Raw genomic sequence first — 20572 nt, forward strand, 5'->3', positions numbered from 1 at the left:
AATATGAGTAATATAAAAATTTATAAAAATGGAAAAAGACAAATAGATGCCGGCTTCTCCAAAGACTATGAAAAATTCAAAAAAGAAACAGGCGGATATTCACCTATTGGTTTAATGCTTAAACTCTTAGAGAGTAAACCTGACTTACAGAATAAAATAATGCTGGAGCAAGATTTTGTACTCAGTAAAGAAGAAAAGGATACAATTGCAAAAAAAATGGAAGAATATATTGAGAATGATATTCACAATTTTAAAGAAGCAGAAGATTTAGAAATATATAAAAATATTGTTTACAAAAACAAAACATATAAAGCTCCTTTTATGCGAAGCTACTTATCGCTGGAAAAAAAACTTTTATCCGCAATATCATTGTATAATCAATTTAATGATCCCAATAATTCTAATACCATTGAATTTAAATTTTCATAAGAGTTCAACAAATCTATATTCTACAGCTTGAATTGGTTTATAGATTAATATATGTGGAAAGGCTAATATGTAGAATAATAGATAATTCTCATGATTCTCACTAGATAATCAATTATCCAATTTCATCTTATAACCTTTAGAAAAAGAATATACTACCATCATTTCTATTCAAAATAAACACTCTTTTATAGAATGTTTATTTTTTTTAATACGACAAGTTCTGTCGCCTTCTCAGGTTATCTTTATTATATAGAAAAACACCAGAAAGCATCATTATGACAATTTAAAACCAATAGCAATTTTTAAAAGAACTGTTGGTTTTACTTATCTAAAGTGGCAAAGTATTTCTTCAAAAAAGTAAAAAATCATATGAAAAAGACAACCATTCTTTCTTTAGACGGGGGCGGAATCAGAGGAATTATCACTTGTATTATCCTACGCTACATCGAAGAGCAGCTTCAGCTTCATGATCAGCCGAATGCGAGACTTGGAGATTATTTTGATCTTGTAGCAGGAAGCAGTACAGGAGGACTGATTGCATCGATTATTCTTTCTCCTGATGAACACCGGAAAGCAAAATATTCGATTCAAAAAGGATTGGAATTGTATGCTGAAAAAGGGGGAGATATATTTCAGGTTTCTTTTTGGGAACGTCTGGTGAATCCATTTGGATTGCTGAATGAAAAGATCTCTCAGGAAGCTCTTGAAAAAAATCTGAATGATTTTTTCGGAAATTTAGAACTTAAAGAATTAATAAAGCCCTGTTTAATAACCAGCTATGATATCGAAAACAGAAGAGCCAAATTATTCAACTCATGGAATGCTCATTTAAGCACTGACAATTTTTATGTGAAAGATGTTTGCAGGGCTACTTCTGCTGCACCCACTTATTTTACACCGGTTCAGATTAAGTCGATGTACGGACAGATCTTTAGTTTGATCGACGGCGGAATGTTTGCCAATAATCCGGCTCTTTGCGCGTATGCTGAAGCGAGAAAAATTCCTTTTGCCGAAGTATTGAAAAATCATCAGAAAGCCAATCATCCAGGTGTAAATGATATGATTATTGTTTCCATCGGAACCGGAATCGAATCAAAGTCTTATTCTTTTAAGAAATTACAAAAGGCAGGAAAAATCGGTTGGGTAAATCCTATTATTGATATTTTAATGTCAGCAAATGCGGAAACTGTAGATTATCAGCTTTGCCAAATGTTTCAGACATTAGGATCGAGAAATCAGAAAAATTATTATAGACTAAATCCTTCGTTGAAAAAGGCTTCTCCTGCAATGGACAATGTAAAAAGATCAAACATCGAGAACTTAATACAGGCCGGACTAAGTTATATTGATGATAACAGAGAGATCCTGAATCAAATTGTGCAGAAATTAATTAAAAATAAAACATAAGCTATTTTCCTTATAATATACAGATATAAGCTATTTTGATTATACTTCTCAATAAATACCCTATTTTTCATTCTGATTATAAAACACTTAAAAAGAAAATGATTATTTGTTCCAACCTATTTTAATCACGTCAAGTTTTGTCGCTTCTCACTTCTACCTTTGGAGTATAAATAAAACACAAAAACAATCTCTAAAAATTAAAAAAAAACAAACTTTTGAATTCAACATTCCAAAATGCTGAACAGCCAAAATTCTGTTCAAACTGTAACCAAAATAACTCAACACCCAGCATGGAAACACCAAAAAATAATTCAAATATAACTTACAATGAAAATCTCTACACAATAGAATGGAGTGACATTGAAAATGCGGAGATCGACTACGAAAATTATCTTAATGACCTCGAAAGCTTCTTCCGGGAAGACTTTGAGGAAGATATTATTGAAGAAAATATTTATTAATCCTATTCCTGTTTTTAACATAGTTCTGATGCTTTCGGCAATTGCTTTTAAAGCATCTCTACAACACAAATTCATTTAATACCATCTCATTCGCCTTTGAATTCGCTATTCACAAAATACCGGACAGCCAGAACTATGTCTAAAAACTACACCAAATAGTTTACACAATGAAGAAAATATATAAACAAAAAGTGGAATATTTTGCTTGAAACCACTTAAAAAAACTGGCAAAACAGAAGCGATTTTGATATAAAAGATGCTTCAAAATTTAACTTTTAAAACCAAAAATTACAAAAATGGCAGAAAACGAAACTCCTGCAACGCCAATTGCAGAAAACACACCGACACAAACACTTTTCAGATTTGTGAGCCTGAGAAGTCCTCAACTTTCTGATGACAAAGATCAGGATAAAAGGTTTATTTTAATTCCTGATGTTTTAAAAACAGATACTCATTTTTATGTTCCCGTTACAACAGGAACAGGAACAAAAAAAGAACTCTTACAGGGATCTGCCGAAAATTATGCAGCTTCTTCTGAATGCATCACTGATATCAATTATTTAAAAAATAGTTTTGGTGATCTTTATAATTTCGCAACATGGCTAGCCAGAAATAAAAGTACTTGTACTTATACAGAATTTGTTGTCAAGAAAGAGGAAATTCTTCCTCCTGTTTATGCAACGCCTGAACTTGTTCAATTATGGAATAATTTAATTTATCAGGTCGTTACTCAAAAGAATTTTTACATTAAGGAAGTAGTGATGCAAATTCTTTTTGCTATGCATATCGTACCTGTAACTAATGAAGAAGATTTCAAATTGTCCATATCAGCAAGAATTGTTCTTCCCAGAGAATTAATGCTGGATAAAAATTCTTCTTCATCTCAAATCGCTTCAAGAGTTGCCGATAATACAGTAAGAGAGAGCTTCCCGACTGACGAAATGAAGCAACAACAGGAAATCGCTAGGGCAAAAACAAAACTTAGCAGAATCGAAGGCTTAAAGAAAAACCTTTCTGTAGTTGAAAAGCAATATTATAAAGAATATCAGACAGAGTATAAAATTCAAAATGAAGCTCATCAGGAAAGAATTGAGCCTCTTATTGAGGAATATAATGAAGCCGTTGCTGCAGCAAAAGCGGAATATTGTGGCGTAAGGCCTCCGGAAACAGAATACAACCCGGAAGATCCTTGCCAACAACCGAGAGATATCCCATTTCCTAAGCTTCCTCCTTTTGAATTTAATTTTAAAGATGAGGTAACTTCAGAATCTTTGGCTAATTCATTAAAACCGGAAAACCTTGAAGCCTTACTTGACATTCTCGGGCATAAGTTTGACCCCACAGCAACGCTTACTGAACGATCTTCTGAGCAAGATATTGCCGATCTTGAAACATCTTTGGAAGGGATCAATACATTCGCAGAAGTCACTTTGGCTGTGAATGAAGCTGTAGAAAAGCTCAATGCTGCAATTCTTGAAAATACACAAAGCAATGAAGAAGCTTATACCAGTATTGGCGGTGTAATTGTTCCTGTGGCAAGAACAGTTTCGGTTCCTTTTACTTATCAGGTTTGTCCAAAATTTATTTATAAAGCATATACTCAAGATTTAGCTATAACTGTTCCTGACTCATCATGGGACGTAAGTTATATTTCCTATAATCTGATTCCTAATAATTCATCAACAAGTATTGACAGTGATTATTTTGTGAAATCCAGAACCGGAAATACAATTTTCTTAAGCGATATGCATTATCCGGGTGTAGATTTTTACAGTATTCAGGACTCCTCTTTGAGAGTAAAAATTGTCTTTTCCAATGGAAGAATAGCTGAAATTTTTGTCACCGGAATACAAGCAAGAACATGCTCCTCGGGTAATTTCTATCTTGAAGTGGAAGAAGGAGAACCGCCTGTAGTTATTGATGACGAAAATGCTTTTATCCCTTCCGGATTTGGGTTTAAAAATATTGGAATTGCCGATTATTTAAAAGTAGAGCAAAGCACTCATGCATATGTTGAAGGAGAGGTTGCCAATATTGAAAACGTGATGGCAAGAGAATATCGCGAAAAGTCTACAAGAAGATTAAGAAGAAGCGAAAATACCACAACTTCATCTACAGATACAGAAAGAGAGCAGCTTACTGATACAACTACTGCCAATCGTTATGAAATGCAAAATGAAATTTCAAAGATGATGCAGGAAGCAACAGATATTGGAACATCGGCAAACGCTCATATGAAATTTGGGGACAGCTATATTTTAGATCTAGGAGCAAATTATGCCAATCATAAATCCAAAGAAGAAAGCACTAGACAGGCTGTTACTCAATCCCAAGATGTCACAGCGAGAGCAATGGATAGAATTGTCACTAAAGTACATGAAGAAAGGATCGAGAAAATTATTGATGAATTTGAAGAAAATAATTCTCACGGGTTTGATAACAGAAAAGGAGACAAACATGTAGTTGGTGTTTACCGATGGGTCGATAAATTGATGAAAAATCAAATTTATAACTATGGGAAGCGTATGATGTTTGAATTTATGATTCCTGAGCCTGCTAAACTACATTTATTGGGAATGAAAGTAGATAAAACAGCGGATCAAACAACTCTTGTAAAACCACAAGATCCTAGAACCTCATCTTCGTTACAATTAACTAATTATGGATCTTTAGAAAATGAAACTGTACTTAAATACTGGGCAAGTCTATACAATGTAGATATTCCTAAGAGACCTGCAGATTATGCAAATGTGACAAAAGCATTCAGCATAAACAGTGGTGAAGCAAGTAACGAAATGAGCGCAAAATCAGATTCTATCGATATTCCTGATGGTTACTCAACAAACAAAGCAAGATTAATAGTAAGCCATTTTTTTCATCCAAGCAAATACGAATGGACTCATTTTACTATTACAGTAGGAGATGCTCTTAGGGGAATCGCCCAAGCTCAATCTCATTTAACCATTAATGAAGAAATAACATTTAATCGTCTTTATTCTAAAAAAGTAGGAGTTTCCATTGAGACAGCCGATACAGCAGGGGTAGCATTTAGTGTTTCTTTAGAATGTAAATTAGATAATGACATAAAAGTTCAATGGCAACAAGAAACGTTCAAAGCCATTATTGATGCGTATGAAGAAGCCTTAGTAGACTATAATAACAAACTTGCTGAAGAGCAGAGCAAGGCAGTAGAAATTAAAGATTCAAATCCAAATTTCTACAGACAAATTGAAAATACAGTATTACGTAAAAACTGTATTTCCTACATGGCAGACAGAGCAACTGATTCTACACATGGTTATGGTTTATCCGGATTAACGCAAGGAAGTACTTTTAAAGATTATGAAACAACTCTTTCTTCAAAATTAGATAAATACACTGCTTTCGTAAAGTTTATGGAACAGGCGTTTGAATGGGATAATCTTTCTTATTATCTGTATCCTTTTTATTGGGGGAATAAACAAAACTGGACAGATCTTTATCAATCAGAAAATACAGATCCTTTATTCAGATCTTTCTTACAAAGTGGAATGGCAAGAGTGGTTGTAACAGTCCGTCCAGGATTTGAAGATGTTGTACAATTCTATTTAGCAACCGGAAAAATATGGAACGGAGGTGAAATTCCTGTAATTGGTGATGATCTTTACTTATCTATTGTTGATGAAATGAAACAGCCAAAAGGAGAAAAACAAGGAAAAGCATGGTTAACAAGACTTCCTACAACCCTGAATATCCTTCAGGCAGAAAGTATCGGATTGAAAGTCGCTCATGCATTACCATTTACCACAGAAAATCCGGATGATTTTGAAGTTCCTTCTGAGGTAATCACTGAGGATAAATTCAATTTTGAACCCAATGAAAACCTTCTTGGGATTCAAACCGGAGACGAAGAAAAAATTATTACAGGAGACTGGGCTTAATTAACAAAAACAACAATAATATGTCCGATATAGGAAAAATTATAAGAGTAAATGCATTGCCTCCTCTCGACGAAAGAGAAAACAATGTCATTTACCAAGTAGCTGCACCAGGTGCAGCTACTTATACAGACTATGCCATTGATGCCAATGGAGATTTAAAAACCCAGTCAGGTAATAATGGTATTCCTTTAACAGGTACTGATATTGATACACCTGTTACTGGTGATATACAATCCACAAAAGATGTATTGTTTAATCCCACATCTGATAGACCAGCCAGATTAAAACATTTTCCGGCTCCTATTTACTCTGTTTCTTTCGGGGATATGAATCCTGCGACAACAGCTATACGAAGTAATGGATTTGGTATCGGTGCTTTAAAAAACCAAACTACTGGAGGTTATAATAACGCTTTTGGAGTTGAGTCATTATATAATCTAACAATAGGGCAAGGTAATAATGCCTTTGGAGACAATGCATTGTATAATGTAACTACAGGTGAAAGAAATACAGGAATTGGTAATTATGTTGCATCTAGCCTTACAATAGGAACCGAAAATACAGCAATTGGTACTTATGCAGGAACAGAAAGTATATCTGGCAATTATAATACTTTTATTGGTGCTAATTCTGCAAGAGCATTATATACTGGTTACAAAAATGTTATGGTAGGATATGGCGCTGGTTATAATAGAGATACTAATTTAAATACTGTTATTGGTTACAAAGCTGGATTTTTTACAGCAGGCACAGCAGGTCATGATAGAAACATATTAATAGGGGCATTTTCAGGTCAGGATATGGCTGGTCAAAATTCTATTATTATTGGTAATGGAGCGGGACATAATGACACTAATTCTAATAAACTTATAATACATAATTCAAGATTAACTGGATATAATAATGCAACCGAAGGTAATTATCTAGACAATAATGAAGGTAAATATGAATATGGATTAATTACTGGTGATTTTTATAATCGTTTGGTCACATTAAACACTAATTCATTTGTAGTAAGACAAGCTGGAAATGAAAGTACTGCTATAATCATCACTCCTAATGCTGGTGCAGGAATTACTTCTGCTATACAACATACTCCTACTGACAATAAAGATTTTATTCAAAAGAAATATGTAGATGATAAGTGGCAAGAATTTACACTTTCAGACCCAACAACTGATATAGCCCCTGTAGCATTACACGTTGATATAACTAATATCATTGCAGGTTCTGATGCCATCGCTAATGTTACTACTGCATTAAGGCCTATGCAAAGATTCACCTTAATAAATTATGGTGATGGTATGTTACAATTTCAAGTTTCAGGAGCTTCTATAGGTGGTTCTATTGCACCTTATACAAAAAGAGAATATATAGTAACAAAAAATGGTACTGGTTTAATCAGTTCAGACCAAGGATTAACAATTTATAATTAAAATTTTAACTAAAAAATAAAAACAATGTCCAATATTGGAAAAATTATAAGAGTAAATGCATTGCCTCCTCTCAAAGAAAGAGAAAACAATGTCATTTACCAAGTAGCTGCACCAGGTGCAGCTACTTACACAGACTATGCTATTGATTCCAATGGAGATTTAAAAACACCGTCTTACATTCCATTAACAGGGACAGAGGAAGGAAAACCTTTAACGAAAAATATAGAGGTAGACCACAATGAAGAAGGAAGCGTAGGATTTATCTCAAATACTCCTGATATTTCTGAAGCAGTTATAGCTATCCAAGAAGGCAACAGTATACTTGCTGAATCACGTAATAATACAGATAATAACTCTTCTTCTATTTCTGTGCATCATGATACCGGTATAGAAATATCTGCAACGACTCCTAATGATCAGTTTTCAGCAATTGTAGATGTATCAGGTTTACAAGGTAATGAGTATATCCAGCCAACAAGTGATCAACATTATGTACAAAGAAAGTACGTAGCAGATAACTTTACTTCACAAACAGCTTTAAACAGTACATTAGCAAATTATTATACAAAACCAGAAACTTATTCAAAGACAGAAGTAGATGCTAAATTCTCTGCAGTGTACAGACCTAAAGGTTCAGTAGACAACTTTACTTCTTTGCCAACTACTGGGAATGTTGAAGGAGATGTCTATAATTTACTTGACACAGGAGCAAATTATGTTTGGGTCACTAATCTAAATAATACAGGCACAGCAGGTTGGGATAAGCTGTCAGAGACTGTTGATCTTACAAATTATGTTACTTTAAATACAGATCAAGATATTGAAAGTAGGAAGCAATTTATAAGAAACGGAGGAGGCGAAAATTGGGATAACAACCCAATTACCCTTCTAGGGCTTGGAGGCAAATTTGCAGGTGTAACTTTTTATTCTTCTGGATTTGATATAGGACAATTAACCTTTAATGGCAATTTTAATTTCTTAAACCAAGATTCAACTGGATATAAAAATTTAGTCGCGCAGGGGTATTATAAAGCGGGGTCAAGTAATGATTATTTATTAAGAGGTGCTGGTGATCATGTGCTTATGAGTGATTTTGCATTAGCAACCGACTTATCAGAATATGTGACCGTAAGTACTCCTCAGGATATTGAAGCAAGGAAATCTTTTGGTGGAGCCACGGGTAATAATTTCAATTCAGGAGCAATTGAAACAAGAGGTAATGGCTCCACAATATATCCATCAATAGGTTTCCATCAGCCAGGGTTGTATGGTAGTTCACTTCAATATAGAGGGGATGGGTTTTATTTTATGAATATTAATGGGGCTGAATTTGACGATGTAAGAGCAGCAGGTTATATTAAAGATACTTCTTCTGATGCGTATGTACTTACAGGAGGAGGAGGACATAAAGCTATTTCTGACTTTGCTCAAACCTCTCAATTAGGAAACTATGTTACTATTAATACAGCCCAAACAATTGAAGCAGATAAGACACTTGCTAATGCTGCTAAATTGACTATTCTAGGAACTGAAACGTATGGAGCTAATAATACTCAATCATTTAATCTAGCAGAACCAAACGGTAATATTGTTTCTGGATGGTTAAATACATTTTATGGGAATTTTTGGAAATACGGCATTGTCCGAGGTGGTGATAGTTCATCTTCAGGAGTTAAATTTGGTTTTGATTTTTCATCTGATGATAATACTACTTACAGTAGAGTGCTTTCTATTGATGCTAATTCAGGTGCCTTAGAGTTGAAAAACGGAGGTAAAATAGATGAATATGGTAACACTACAATTAAACAAATCACATCAGGCAGTAATGCAACTGGTACATGGTGGCTCAACAAAAACGGTTCAGGAGATAATGTTGCTTCTATAGGTACATTATTTAATAGTGGGGATTATCAGTATTCTTACATTGGATGGGGCGCATCTCCTTGGGAAGCTTCTACGTGTTTAGCAGTAGCACCAGATGCTTTTTTATACAAAGGAAATCAAGTTTGGCATGCAGGAAACTTTAATCCTGCGACTAAAACAAATGCAATGCAAAATGCAACAGGTGTTGGATTTAGTTCTGGAAATTTCCCTACAGTTGATGGTACAGAATATCCTTATTTTTATTATGATAATGGAACAACTTCGGGACTTGTACCTATTGCAACTCAAGGATGGATTAATTATAGATTTAATAAACTTAGTGGTGATTTTGTCACAATTAATGGTGTAGCACAAAATATTCTTGGTGACAAAAGTTTTGCTAGTTCATCATCTGTTACTTTTGAAGGTGTAGATTTAAATACAGTTCATGTTTGGAGAAATACTACGGGAGATATTGGTATTGTATCAGGTCATGAATATCAACATTATGATACAAGATGGAAAGTAGGAAATAGAAGAGGAAGTAGTACAAATTCTTTAGGATATTCTTTTGAATTTTCAAACGACAATGGTGCTACTTATACTGAAAAAGCAAGAATCGATGCAACCGGAATTTTCACAGGAAATGCTTTTTCATCACCTGTATTAACAGGAAATCAAATATTTAATGCAAATCAGACAAATGTACTAGTAATTGGTAATGACGAAGTACCAGATATATATTATAACTCTTTAAACAATCATGTATTTATTAGTAATGGAGCAACTAAAGCTGTTGTAACTAATACTGGATTATCTGTTCATGGAGATATTTCTGTAAATGGATCATCCGTTATTACAGAATCTCAAAGAGGTACAGCAAATGGTTTTGCTCCACTAGGAACTGATAGCAAAATATCTTCCGCTTATTTACCAAGCTATGTAGATGATGTCTTAGAATTTGCGAATCTTGCAGCATTTCCAGTAACAGGAGAATCAGGAAAAATTTATGTAGATCTGGATACAAATTTAACTTACAGATGGGGAGGTTCCAGCTATACTCAAATTGCTGCCGGAGCCGTACAGTCTGTCAACGGTCATGTTGGTATTGTTACATTAGGAAAATCAGATGTGGGATTAGCCAATGCAGACAATACATCAGATGCTGCTAAAAACGTTCTATCCGCAACAAAATGGACAACACCAAGAACATTATCTTACACAGGCGATGTAACAGGTTCTGCTTCTGTTGATGGCTCAGGAAATGTTGGTTTTGCTATGACACTAGCGAATTCCGGGGTTTCCGCAGGAACTTATAATAGTGTAAATGTTGATGCTAAAGGGAGAGTTTTATCCGGTACTAATATCAATTATGCTACAGAATCCTATGTAGCAGATCTTTTACAGCAAAATTATCTTGATCAGTCTGTTTCAGATGAAAGATTTGTGAATGCAGAAGGAGATGAAACAATTAATGGCAATAAAACATTTAGTTCCAGCCCATCAATACCTGCTGCTACAAGTGGGGATCATGCAGTAAATCTAGAACAGCTAACTGCAAATTTAGCACATGTTGTTAACGACAATGATGATTTTAAATTACTAGAAGTATATAGACTCATAGACAGTACTCCTATCGACTTGGATGATACCCGTGTTAAAAAATATAATATTGTTTTTGATGGCAGTTCAAATGGCTCCGTTAATATCAATCATTTAAGGGATAACCAATACTATCAGTTCTCAAATATCGCCGGAACAGGCGCTGATTTAAGGATCGGTGTAGAAGGATATGGTATGGTAGATATTGTTTCACCAGGTAAAACAGCAGTATATATGTCATGGGGTGACGGAAAACTTCTGAAAATATCTGAAAATGCAAATGTTTCGATAATATAAAAACCGGCAGAGCCTAAAAACTCTGCCTTTTATTAACACCAAAAAATCACAAAATGAGTTTAGAAATATTAAACAATCCTCTTATTGGAAATTTTTTCAATGATAGTTTGAAAGAGAATAATTCAAATACTGGATTATCAGATAAAATTTTTAACAATTCTTTGAATATATTTTCAAAAAATAATTCTAATGAATATGCCTTAGCATCTCCTTTTAAAAAAGAAAGTGCTTTTTACAAAGCTGAGGAAGGGTCATATAGAAGCTTTTTAGAAAAAAAAGGCAAGTATATTTCTACCAAAAAGCTTTTTAATGATATAGATCTGGAAAAAATTGGATTTACTGAAGTCTATGATAAAATTAACATGAAATATCAATGATCATGGATAAAATGTGCGAAACTAAACGAACAAAAATAATAGAGACAACATACACATCTTGGCAAGGTATTATAAATTATAGCTATAATGAACTTAAAAATACACTGAACAATGCATACTGGTTTCTGGAAGGAGAAGACTCTAATTTGATGACTTTTCAACTGTTTTCTAATCCTGACAAAAAAGAAGTAGAGTTTGTAGCATGCAATCTTGGAAGTGATATTTTCGATTGCTTGAAATTGAATAATGAAAATTTAATTTCTACAGGAGGATATGTAATAAAAGATAGCAAAGGAAAAGAAATTACAAACCCTGTTTTAGATGTTTTTAAACAAGATCTGGCTAATAGCATAGCTGAAATCTATCTAAGTAAAGGAACTTTCAACCGTTACGCTTTGTCAAAAGCAAAAATAATCAATGCTATTGATAAAGAAATTTTTGTAGAATATAATTATCAAAAAGTTGTAGGTTTCATTTTTGATGAAATGGGAGCCCCGTTAAAGTTCTTTATAGATAAATTTCGTAATGCTGGAAAAAAAATCGAAGAATACCGGCTCTCGGAAAAATCTTATTTACCGGATGTTAATGGATTTGATCCAATTTTAAATGGTGCATTACTAAAAGCAATCGGAGTAAATACTACTATTCCTATAGAAAAATATACGTATTCAAAAGAAGACCTAGAATATTATCAAATAAAAGAAAAACAGGTTGATTGGATATATGCCATAAATGCAGAATTTTGCGGTTTCTGGAATGCATTAGTAGACACTGCGGATGGGCTTACAATGCTTCTCCCCAGTATTTACCAAATACTTACTGACAGAGCTACATTTAAACAGTTTCTTAGACTCATACTAGATTTTATTATGATGACCCCTCAAGAACTAGGAGACATTCTTACTGCATATGATTTTGAAAATAGCAAAGGTTCAATATACAGACTTTCCTATCAACAGTGTTATGAAATGAGTATGATCCTTTCTCTCTTTTTACCTACTCCTAAAATAGGAAAAGCAGGAAAAGCAGTAGAAGCAATTGGAGAAATATCCGCTTGGTTGGCTAATTTTTCTGCAAAGAATGAACTGATTTTATTGGCTTATAAAATGGGGTTACGCATAGAAAGAACAGCAGGAGAATGGCAGCTTGTTTTAGGAAAATATACGCTCCTAAAAGGATCAAAAGAAAAGGTTCTCAAAATGGTTGAAGACATTGGGGAAATGTCTAAATTTGAAGGAAACCAAAATCTTTCCAACTTAGAAAAACAACTGGATGAAGCAGTAATTGAAGAAAACGGGATTACCAGAAAACTTACAAAGGCAGAGAAAGATGAAATTCTGGAGAAATTTAGATATGAAGGAGGAACAAGTAAAAAACTATTCGCAATATGGAAAATAAATTTCAAAGAAGGTAGATACAATTGTTTAAATACAGCAATTGCAACGGATGCCACACTTGCAGGTAGGCCCGCTTCTGCCCTACCCTATACCATACAAAGAAGATTTAGAAATGGAAAATGGGAAAACTATGCTTCTTTTGAAAAGGGGGCCTATCCCTCTATTTTAGAAAAAGAATTTAATGCTAAATTTACAAATTGGTCAGAAGATCTAAGTAACTTAACTAAAGACTTACAGCCTGGTAAAAGAGGAATCATATTCGGAATTAAAAAGGGTAAAAATGTTGGACATTATTTTAACGTAATTAATGAAAAAGGAGTAATTAAATATCTTGATGGGCAAATCGGCAAACGGGCAAAGTTAGTTTATGATTATTATCAGTTTTTACCGACAAATTAAAAAATTATTTTATGTACACAAAAGAACAAGCAAAAGCAAAAATGCAACGTTTCGTAGATTATCAAAATAACTTAATGGTTTGGAACGACGAGGGAGAGCCTAATATTATAATCTATGATGACCTTACAGAAAACCATCCTTTTGGATGGATATTCTATTGGCAAGTTAAAAATATTAAAGACGATTTTTCTAATTTCTTAGCAGGAAATGGTCCTATAATCATTGAAAAAGATACTCTCAACATGTACAAAATGATGACAGCCATTTCGACTGAAGAAAATATAACATTATATAAAAAAGATAAAAATAAATTATTACAATTAGAAGAAGACCAAGATGGATTTTTTGATCCAGTAAACATTTAAAGCTAGATAATTACTGATTAATTTATAATAACCTTTCAATTTAGTTAATAAAAATAAAACACGACACCTTTTGTCGCATTAAGCCCATATATTTATCATAGAAATGTTATATTACTTTCGGTTTAGAAAAATATTATTTACAACAAATTCAACGGATTATATCGAAAATAAAACATTCAATTATCTTTATTATAAAAAATGAAATATTTAAATAAAATTGAAAAAATATTAAAAGGATGGGGTGCAATATATAAAGGATGTTCATCAAATCAAATTAACAATATTGAGCAAAAGGTTAGGAAAAAACTGCCTTTTTGTTACAAGGAATTTCTAGAAAATTTTGGGTATGATATGGATAGAAAAGATGATTATTCAAGAGGTGGTTTTGTTGGTGAATCTATTTGCTTTGATAATGTGTATGGGGATCATACGAACAAAGATGGTTTGATAGAACAATTACAAGAGGATGATAAAATAAACTTACTCTCTCTGATTAATAATAATATTTTTGTATTTAGTAGCCATCAAGGATATACATATGCTTTTTTTAAATTAAATGAAGGAGATAATCCACCCATCTACGGCTATCAGGAAGGCCAGATAGCAAACAACTTCCCCAAACTTACAAATAGTTTGTCCGAATTTTTAGAACTCTATTTAGAAGATGGTAAAGATCCTTTTAATAACTTAGATTAGTATGCCTATGCAGATTCCAATTTGAGGTATCAAAATAATAAGTCTAATATTCTCAGAGTCTATAAATAAATCTTTAAAAATTATTTTTATATCATCAAATTACACTAAAATTATGTTAACAGAAACCGAAATTCAAAAAGCCGTACATGCTGAAATATTACGATTAAAAAAAGAAATGTCATATAGTATAATAGCAAAAGCAAAAAATGGGTCTATAAAAGAGATTCCCATTTCCACAAATGATTTCTTTCATGAATATTGGCAGCCTTTATTTGAAAAACATAAAATGGTCAATTTATGTAATTGGAAATTCCCTCATGATTTTGAAGAAGATGAATTTAAGGAGATTATAAAAGAATGGGGTAATATTTTAAAATATATAGAAAGTGAATGGGAAAGCGAAAGAGCAAATTTTATTTTAAATCAGCTAAAATTAATTAGATTTAAGGATTATGAATATATAAATTTTGGATAATTATAATTCCAAAATTCTTCTTAATTAAAAACTATGTTAACAGATCAAGAAATGCTAATCATAGCGGAACGCTATTTAAAAAGTAAAGGAGAACATTTTGGGGGAGCAGATATTGAAGTGATGGTAGAAACAGATAAAATTATCAAAAAACCGTATGGCAATATTTATTATTATGATTCTAAAGAATATATTTTAACTGGAAATTTTAATAAATCTTTGGTAGGTGCAGCTCCTTTTTTAGTGGAAAAAAAATCAGGAAGAGTCGTTTGTTTTGGTACTGCAGGCAGTCTAGCAAGCTATATCCAAGACTATGAAAATGGAACAATGACACCAAGTTTAGACCTTTACTGGTATCCTGATGAAAATAGATTTGATTATAAATAATCATGAAACATACAGAAGATCAGATAAAAAAAACTATAGCTAAGGTTTATAAAGATTTAAAATTAGATCATAATGACCAGTATCCTATAAAATTAAATTTTTGGAAGAAAGAAGATAAAGATAATGAATTGAATATGAATTATTGGGTTGGATGGTATGATTATTCAAAAGGATTTTCTCCTAATGAAATGTATGGAAATTACATCATAACAGTAAATGATGAAGACGGAAAACCATTATCCGTATTAATCTTTCCTGAGGAAGCTAAGATTGAGATTGATAAAAATGGAAATTATGCCTGGGAAAAATAAAACATTCAATTATCTTTATTATAAAAAATGAAATATTTAAATAAAATTGAAAAAATATTAAAAGGATGGGGTGCAATATATAAAGGATGTTCATCAAATCAAATTAATAATCTTGAACAAAAGATTGGAAAAAAGCTGCCTTTGTGTTACAAGGAATTTCTAGAAAATTTCGGGTATGATATGGATAGAAAAGATGATCATTCAAGAGGTGGTTTTGTTGGTGAATCTATTTTCTTTGATAATGTATATGGGGATCATACGAACAAAGATGGTTTAATAGAACAGCTATTAGATGATGATAAATTAGGTATGCTCCCTCAGATCAATGATAATGTTTTTATTTTTTTTTCATCACAAGGGTATATTTTCGCGTTTTTCAAACTAACCGACGGTGATAATCCTGTCGTCTATGGTTATCAGGAAGGCCAGACAGCAAACAACTTCCCCAAACTTACAAATAGTTTGTCCGAATTTTTGGAACTCTATTTAGAAGACGGAAAAGATCCTTTTAATAACTTAGATTAGTATGCCTTGTATGCAGATTCCTATTTGAGGTATCAAAATAATAAATCTAATACTCTCAGAGTCCATAAATCGCTCTTTAAAAATTATTTTCATATCATCAAATTACACTAAAATATATGATAACAGAAAAAGATTTAGAGGTTTTATATTATATAACGCCTATAAAATATAGGACAATGTTAGATGGGGACTTTGACCCCAATGCTCAAGAAAATCTTAAAAAAGAAGAAAAATTAGAAGAATTAATATATAAAAGTTCTTTGAATGAATTAATAACTATTATCATAAAAGTTTTCAAGGAAAGATATGCTAATCCAATGCCTATTTGGAGTGGTATTGTTTCTTATGACAGAGATACAAAAAAAGAAAACTCAAAAAGATCAGATATAAAAAGTCTAAAATTTGATTTCAGATATGGAGTTAAGATGACATATGGTGGAGATACAGAGTATTTGGATAATTTATTTTTAAAATTTTCAGTTCCATTTTCAGGTTTAAACACGAATGTGAAAATTGCATTGCAGGGTAAGCAGTTTACAGAAAATAACCACAACGGTAAAACAATTTTTACTGTAAACCACAGTCCTATTCTGAGAATAGAAATCACAGATACTACTTTTCAGGTATTTATAGATAAAGATTCATTTATAGATTACGGACAGTAATAGTTATAATTAAACAGTCAGAAATGGCTGCTTAATTAATCTACTAAATCAAATTATATAAATTTACCAGAATGTAAGCAGAGCATTGATTGATTGATTGATTGGAAAATTTAGCATTGATGAACAAAAACTAAAGAAACACGACACCTTTTGTCGCATTAAGCCCATATATTTGTCATAGAAACTTTTAGCATGAAACGCTTGCGTTCAATAAAACGCAGCAAAGCTGCAACATAAATACACCCGAATGAAAAAAGATTTTTACCTGACAAGATATGCCTTAATTATAAAAAGATTAGAAAGTTCTCCGGCTACCTATTCGCAGCTGGAGGACTATCTACTCAATTCTTTCGAATTTCAGGATGCAGATATCAAGAGCTACTCTATCCGTACGTTGCAGAGGGATATTCGGGAGATTTCGGATCTTTTTAATCTTTCCATTCACAATAAAAAGAAGGGGGATAATCGGTATTATATCGAAAGTCGACCGATCATGGAGGTTGATGAATACAACCAGAAATTACTCGAATCTTTTCAGGTAAGCAACGCGATGAATACGCATCCGGATTTTGCCGATTTCATCTTTTTTGAAAGCCGAAAACCAACCGGAGTTGAAAATTTCTATGATTTGTTTTTCGCCATCCGAAACAAAAGAATCGTTTCTTTTGAACATTACAATTACAAAAACAAACTGATGACTTCCCGAAAAGTTCATCCTTTAGCTTTAAAAGAATCCAAAGACAGATGGTACTTGATCGCTATTGACACCAAAGATAAAATGCTGAAATCTTTTGGATTAGACCGAATCAATTATCTTGATGTCAGTGAGAAGCAATACCGCGAAAAATACAAATACAATTTTAGGGAACATTTTAAAAATGCTTTCGGTGTGATGAATCTTTCAGAACAGAACCCAGAAAGAATTATTCTGAAGTGCAGCAGACATCAAGGGGAATACATTAAAAGTTTTCCGCTGCATCAGTCTCAGAAAGAACTGAAAGAAACTCCCGAAGAAATCTATTTTGAGTTCTTCCTCCACCCTACTTATGACTTTATGCAGGAAATTCTTTCCTACGGAAAAGAAGTACGGGTTTTAGAACCTAAAACCTTAGTTGATGAGATCCGTAATCATCTGCAACAGTCTTTGAACAGCTATCTCAACGAATAAAAAAGTGTGGGAAATTTTGATTATTTTTGATTACATTTACATAAATATTTCAATTTGAAACCTATATTCTTTTGTCTGTTTTGCCTTATTTCTTCTTTTTGTTTTTCCCAACAGACAGAAGAATTTAAAAACGTAAAAAATTTTTACAATCAGCATCGAAACATGCTCAATACCGAGTTTAAAAAGAAATTTGATGCAGAAACCAATACATTCACCAAAGCAGCCATAAAGCAGGATTACCTGTTGTTTATGAAAAAGATGGACAGCATTGAAAATGTTGCCATGATCGGAGCTTTATTAAGGGTAAAAAATCTGGAAGATCTGAAAAGAATCAATCAGAAAGGTGAAAAAACAGAATTATCCAATACACAGCCAAAAGGAGTTTCAGTTGTAACCAAAAATGCAGATTATCCAGGCGGTATCAATGCTTTGAGGCAGGAAGTCGCTCAGATTTTCTATGCTCCAGCCGTATATTCCGAAACAAAAACAATTAAAGCCAATGTTGATTTTATTGTAGAAAAAGATGGAAGTATCAGCAATGTAATGGCTCAGGGAGATAATTTCACCTTCAACAGACAGGCCGAGATTGCCCTCTATTCTATTCCTGAAAAATTCTCTCCGGCAACCATCAACGGTGAATCGGTGAGGTTTAGTTTCAAACTTCCTTTAACGATGAGTATTGAATAAATGTTTACCGACGAATATTACATGAAAATGGCTTTACAGGAAGCCCAAATTGCTTTAGAAAAAGATGAGGTTCCCATTGGTTGTGTTATCGTTTCCAATAACAGAATTATTGCAAGAGCACACAATCTTACCGAAACATTAAATGATGTAACTGCTCATGCAGAAATGCAGGCCATTACTTCTGCTGCTAATTTTTTAGGCGGAAAATACCTAAAAGACTGCACACTTTATGTGACATTAGAACCCTGTGTAATGTGTTCAGGAGCGCTTTCCTGGTCACAAATTTCAAAAGTAGTCATCGGAGCAAGAGACGAACAGAGAGGATTCATCAATAAACACCTTTCTCTCCACCCAAAAACGGAAATCATAACCGGAATCATGGAAAACGAATGTTCTTCCATTGTAAAAGAATTCTTTAAATCTAAAAGATAACTTCCTTATTTTCTATGGGATAACAAACTCTATTTTAATTAAAAATAATTTTATCTTTATCACTTTATATTGAATTATTTATTACATTTGATTGAATTCAAACTAAAAATAATTACTATGAGAAAATTATCAAGAAAAGAAACAGCTAAAGTTAATGGCGGAATCCGCCCAGATCAGTGTTTTTACATTGATGACAATGGTGTAAGAAAAATTGGATGCAGAATTCTTCCTATTGACAATGGAGATGGTACCTGGACTTATCCATTAAAAGAATGTGATTCTTGTACAGGTGGTCTATAAAATAAAGAAAGCAGCTTTTATAAAGCTGCTTTCTGTTTTATTTATCCTTCCCTAAAAAATAAAGTCCTTTCAGGGTATGTAATCTGTCTGCAATATGAATTTTATTCGTCAAAGGCTTATAAACATGAGAAACACCACCTGTTGCTACAACAAAACACTCATCATTTACCTCATCATTAATTCGGTCTATAAATCCTTCTACCATTCCCAAAAACCCGTATACCATTCCGCTTTGCATGCAGGTTACGGTATCTAAACCCAAAACCGATTTCGGCTTTTTTAATTCGATTTCCGGAAGCTGCGCAGTCTGGCTGATTAAGGAATTCAGAGAAGTCACAATTCCCGGAGCGATAATAACTCCCAAAGTTTCTCCATCTTCAGCAACACAACTTGCAGTAAGCGCTGTTCCAAAATCTAAAATGATCTTTTTACGGCCGGGATATAGATTGTGCGCCGCAACAAGATTGGCATAAATATCCGTTCCCATCTGTTTTGACTTCGCCTGAACTTCAGAAGGTGTAGTTCTGTCAACAATGACAGGAGTAACATCATGTATTTTCTTGATCGCAGAACTCATCACTTTGGTAAGCTGCGGAACAACTGAACCGATGATTACTTTGCTGATTTCTTTAGGTTCAATTTTATAGGTCTGATACAACATACTCATTTGAACAAATAGCTCATCTGCCGTTCTGTAAGGTTTTGTATTGATTACCCATGAAACATCACAGTTATCACCATTAAAAAGACCAAATCTTATATTGCTGTTTCCAACGTTTATGACAATTGAATTCATTGATTTATGTTTCAATCTAGCTTTCTTAATAACAGAAAGACCATATTAATTTTCAGGGCCAAAATTAATGATTTTTGATAAAAATAAGACTTTATAACTCTTTAAATTAATTCAAAGTTTTCATTTTTTAAAACAATTAATTATATTTAAAGTCACAACCACTCTAATTGATATAACGGA

20 protein-coding genes are annotated in these 20572 nt (G+C 32.9%); 19 read left to right on the plus strand and 1 reads right to left on the minus strand.

Translation table 11 applies throughout. The features are described from left to right. Positions 1-3: 3 nt before the first annotated feature. The 19 genes from JI747_RS07110 to JI747_RS07200 all read left to right on the plus strand — a co-directional run bounded on the left by JI747_RS07110 (position 4) and on the right by JI747_RS07200 (position 19596). Complete coding sequence (locus JI747_RS07110) at positions 4-429, plus strand: hypothetical protein (protein WP_225687247.1); 426 nt, start codon at positions 4-6, stop codon at positions 427-429. 369 nt (positions 430-798) lie between these two features. Next, positions 799-1836 carry a patatin-like phospholipase family protein gene (locus JI747_RS07115; protein WP_225687248.1) on the plus strand — a complete coding sequence of 346 codons (1038 nt, stop codon included), beginning with the start codon at positions 799-801 and terminating at the stop codon, positions 1834-1836. A gap of 290 nt (positions 1837-2126) precedes the next feature. Next, a complete protein-coding gene (locus JI747_RS07120; RefSeq protein ID WP_225687249.1) occupies positions 2127-2297 on the plus strand; it encodes a hypothetical protein in 171 nt (56 codons plus the stop codon). 296 nt (positions 2298-2593) lie between these two features. Next, positions 2594-6217, plus strand: a complete 3624-nt coding sequence (locus tag JI747_RS07125; protein WP_225687250.1) for a hypothetical protein — start codon at positions 2594-2596, stop codon at positions 6215-6217. Between the two features lie 20 nt (positions 6218-6237). Next, entirely contained in the window at positions 6238-7653 is a 1416-nt protein-coding gene (locus JI747_RS07130; protein WP_225687252.1) for a hypothetical protein, read from the plus strand. Between the two features lie 24 nt (positions 7654-7677). Next, positions 7678-11415, plus strand: a complete 3738-nt coding sequence (locus tag JI747_RS07135; RefSeq protein ID WP_225687254.1) for a hypothetical protein — start codon at positions 7678-7680, stop codon at positions 11413-11415. A 53-nt stretch (positions 11416-11468) separates the two neighbouring features. Then, positions 11469-11792 (plus strand): hypothetical protein, encoded by a 324-nt coding sequence (locus tag JI747_RS07140; RefSeq protein ID WP_225687256.1) that lies wholly within the window; start codon positions 11469-11471, stop codon positions 11790-11792. Between the two features lie 2 nt (positions 11793-11794). Next, positions 11795-13588: a toxin glutamine deamidase domain-containing protein gene (locus JI747_RS07145; protein WP_225687258.1), complete on the plus strand. Its 1794-nt coding sequence runs from the start codon at positions 11795-11797 to the stop codon at positions 13586-13588. An 11-nt stretch (positions 13589-13599) separates the two neighbouring features. Then, positions 13600-13953: a hypothetical protein gene (locus JI747_RS07150; RefSeq protein ID WP_225687260.1), complete on the plus strand. Its 354-nt coding sequence runs from the start codon at positions 13600-13602 to the stop codon at positions 13951-13953. Positions 13954-14151: 198 nt separating this feature from the next. Then, the gene (locus JI747_RS07155; protein WP_225687262.1) at positions 14152-14649 is read left to right on the plus strand and encodes an SMI1/KNR4 family protein; all 498 of its coding nucleotides are present in this window, start codon (positions 14152-14154) and stop codon (positions 14647-14649) included. Positions 14650-14761: 112 nt separating this feature from the next. Continuing rightward, on the plus strand, positions 14762-15124 hold the full coding sequence (locus JI747_RS07160) for a hypothetical protein (RefSeq protein ID WP_225687264.1): 363 nt from the start codon (positions 14762-14764) through the stop codon (positions 15122-15124). A 33-nt stretch (positions 15125-15157) separates the two neighbouring features. Next, positions 15158-15508, plus strand: a complete 351-nt coding sequence (locus JI747_RS07165; RefSeq protein ID WP_225687266.1) for a hypothetical protein — start codon at positions 15158-15160, stop codon at positions 15506-15508. 2 nt (positions 15509-15510) lie between these two features. Next, a complete protein-coding gene (locus JI747_RS07170; RefSeq protein WP_225687268.1) occupies positions 15511-15819 on the plus strand; it encodes a hypothetical protein in 309 nt (102 codons plus the stop codon). 27 nt (positions 15820-15846) lie between these two features. Next, positions 15847-16344, plus strand: a complete 498-nt coding sequence (locus tag JI747_RS07175) for an SMI1/KNR4 family protein (protein WP_225687270.1) — start codon at positions 15847-15849, stop codon at positions 16342-16344. Between the two features lie 116 nt (positions 16345-16460). Then, positions 16461-17009, plus strand: coding sequence for a hypothetical protein (locus JI747_RS07180; RefSeq protein WP_225687272.1), 549 nt, complete (start codon positions 16461-16463; stop codon positions 17007-17009). A gap of 247 nt (positions 17010-17256) precedes the next feature. Then, a complete protein-coding gene (locus JI747_RS07185; RefSeq protein WP_225687274.1) occupies positions 17257-18177 on the plus strand; it encodes a helix-turn-helix transcriptional regulator in 921 nt (306 codons plus the stop codon). Positions 18178-18339: 162 nt separating this feature from the next. Then, the gene (locus JI747_RS07190) at positions 18340-18864 is read left to right on the plus strand and encodes a hypothetical protein (protein ID WP_225687276.1); all 525 of its coding nucleotides are present in this window, start codon (positions 18340-18342) and stop codon (positions 18862-18864) included. Then, positions 18865-19296 (plus strand): nucleoside deaminase, encoded by a 432-nt coding sequence (locus tag JI747_RS07195; RefSeq protein WP_225687278.1) that lies wholly within the window; start codon positions 18865-18867, stop codon positions 19294-19296. 117 nt (positions 19297-19413) lie between these two features. After that, positions 19414-19596, plus strand: coding sequence for a hypothetical protein (locus tag JI747_RS07200; RefSeq protein WP_225687280.1), 183 nt, complete (start codon positions 19414-19416; stop codon positions 19594-19596). Positions 19597-19633: 37 nt separating this feature from the next. Here JI747_RS07200 and JI747_RS07205 read toward each other — a convergent pair whose 3' ends face one another. Beyond that, positions 19634-20392: a type III pantothenate kinase gene (locus JI747_RS07205; protein WP_225687283.1), complete on the minus strand. Its 759-nt coding sequence runs from the start codon at positions 20390-20392 to the stop codon at positions 19634-19636. Between the last annotated feature and the right edge of the window lie 180 nt (positions 20393-20572).

The sequence above is a fragment of the Chryseobacterium tagetis genome (assembly GCF_016735585.2).
Classification (GTDB): domain Bacteria; phylum Bacteroidota; class Bacteroidia; order Flavobacteriales; family Weeksellaceae; genus Chryseobacterium; species Chryseobacterium tagetis.

What these genes read in the sequence shown, in the direction of transcription:
- JI747_RS07200 (WP_225687280.1), top strand. Translation starts at nt 19,414, where the DNA reads ATGAGAAAATTATCAAGAAAAGAAACAGCTAAAGTTAATGGCGGAATC.
- JI747_RS07205 (WP_225687283.1), bottom strand. Translation starts at nt 20,392, where the DNA reads ATGAATTCAATTGTCATAAACGTTGGAAACAGCAATATAAGATTTGGT.
- JI747_RS07195 (WP_225687278.1), top strand. Translation starts at nt 18,865, where the DNA reads ATGTTTACCGACGAATATTACATGAAAATGGCTTTACAGGAAGCCCAA.
- JI747_RS07165 (WP_225687266.1), top strand. Translation starts at nt 15,158, where the DNA reads ATGTTAACAGATCAAGAAATGCTAATCATAGCGGAACGCTATTTAAAA.
- JI747_RS07130 (WP_225687252.1), top strand. Translation starts at nt 6,238, where the DNA reads ATGTCCGATATAGGAAAAATTATAAGAGTAAATGCATTGCCTCCTCTC.
- JI747_RS07115 (WP_225687248.1), top strand. Translation starts at nt 799, where the DNA reads ATGAAAAAGACAACCATTCTTTCTTTAGACGGGGGCGGAATCAGAGGA.
- JI747_RS07175 (WP_225687270.1), top strand. Translation starts at nt 15,847, where the DNA reads ATGAAATATTTAAATAAAATTGAAAAAATATTAAAAGGATGGGGTGCA.
- JI747_RS07125 (WP_225687250.1), top strand. Translation starts at nt 2,594, where the DNA reads ATGGCAGAAAACGAAACTCCTGCAACGCCAATTGCAGAAAACACACCG.
- JI747_RS07120 (WP_225687249.1), top strand. Translation starts at nt 2,127, where the DNA reads ATGGAAACACCAAAAAATAATTCAAATATAACTTACAATGAAAATCTC.
- JI747_RS07110 (WP_225687247.1), top strand. Translation starts at nt 4, where the DNA reads ATGAGTAATATAAAAATTTATAAAAATGGAAAAAGACAAATAGATGCC.
- JI747_RS07135 (WP_225687254.1), top strand. Translation starts at nt 7,678, where the DNA reads ATGTCCAATATTGGAAAAATTATAAGAGTAAATGCATTGCCTCCTCTC.
- JI747_RS07185 (WP_225687274.1), top strand. Translation starts at nt 17,257, where the DNA reads ATGAAAAAAGATTTTTACCTGACAAGATATGCCTTAATTATAAAAAGA.
- JI747_RS07150 (WP_225687260.1), top strand. Translation starts at nt 13,600, where the DNA reads ATGTACACAAAAGAACAAGCAAAAGCAAAAATGCAACGTTTCGTAGAT.
- JI747_RS07145 (WP_225687258.1), top strand. Translation starts at nt 11,795, where the DNA reads ATGGATAAAATGTGCGAAACTAAACGAACAAAAATAATAGAGACAACA.
- JI747_RS07180 (WP_225687272.1), top strand. Translation starts at nt 16,461, where the DNA reads ATGATAACAGAAAAAGATTTAGAGGTTTTATATTATATAACGCCTATA.
- JI747_RS07160 (WP_225687264.1), top strand. Translation starts at nt 14,762, where the DNA reads ATGTTAACAGAAACCGAAATTCAAAAAGCCGTACATGCTGAAATATTA.
- JI747_RS07155 (WP_225687262.1), top strand. Translation starts at nt 14,152, where the DNA reads ATGAAATATTTAAATAAAATTGAAAAAATATTAAAAGGATGGGGTGCA.
- JI747_RS07190 (WP_225687276.1), top strand. Translation starts at nt 18,340, where the DNA reads ATGCTCAATACCGAGTTTAAAAAGAAATTTGATGCAGAAACCAATACA.
- JI747_RS07170 (WP_225687268.1), top strand. Translation starts at nt 15,511, where the DNA reads ATGAAACATACAGAAGATCAGATAAAAAAAACTATAGCTAAGGTTTAT.
- JI747_RS07140 (WP_225687256.1), top strand. Translation starts at nt 11,469, where the DNA reads ATGAGTTTAGAAATATTAAACAATCCTCTTATTGGAAATTTTTTCAAT.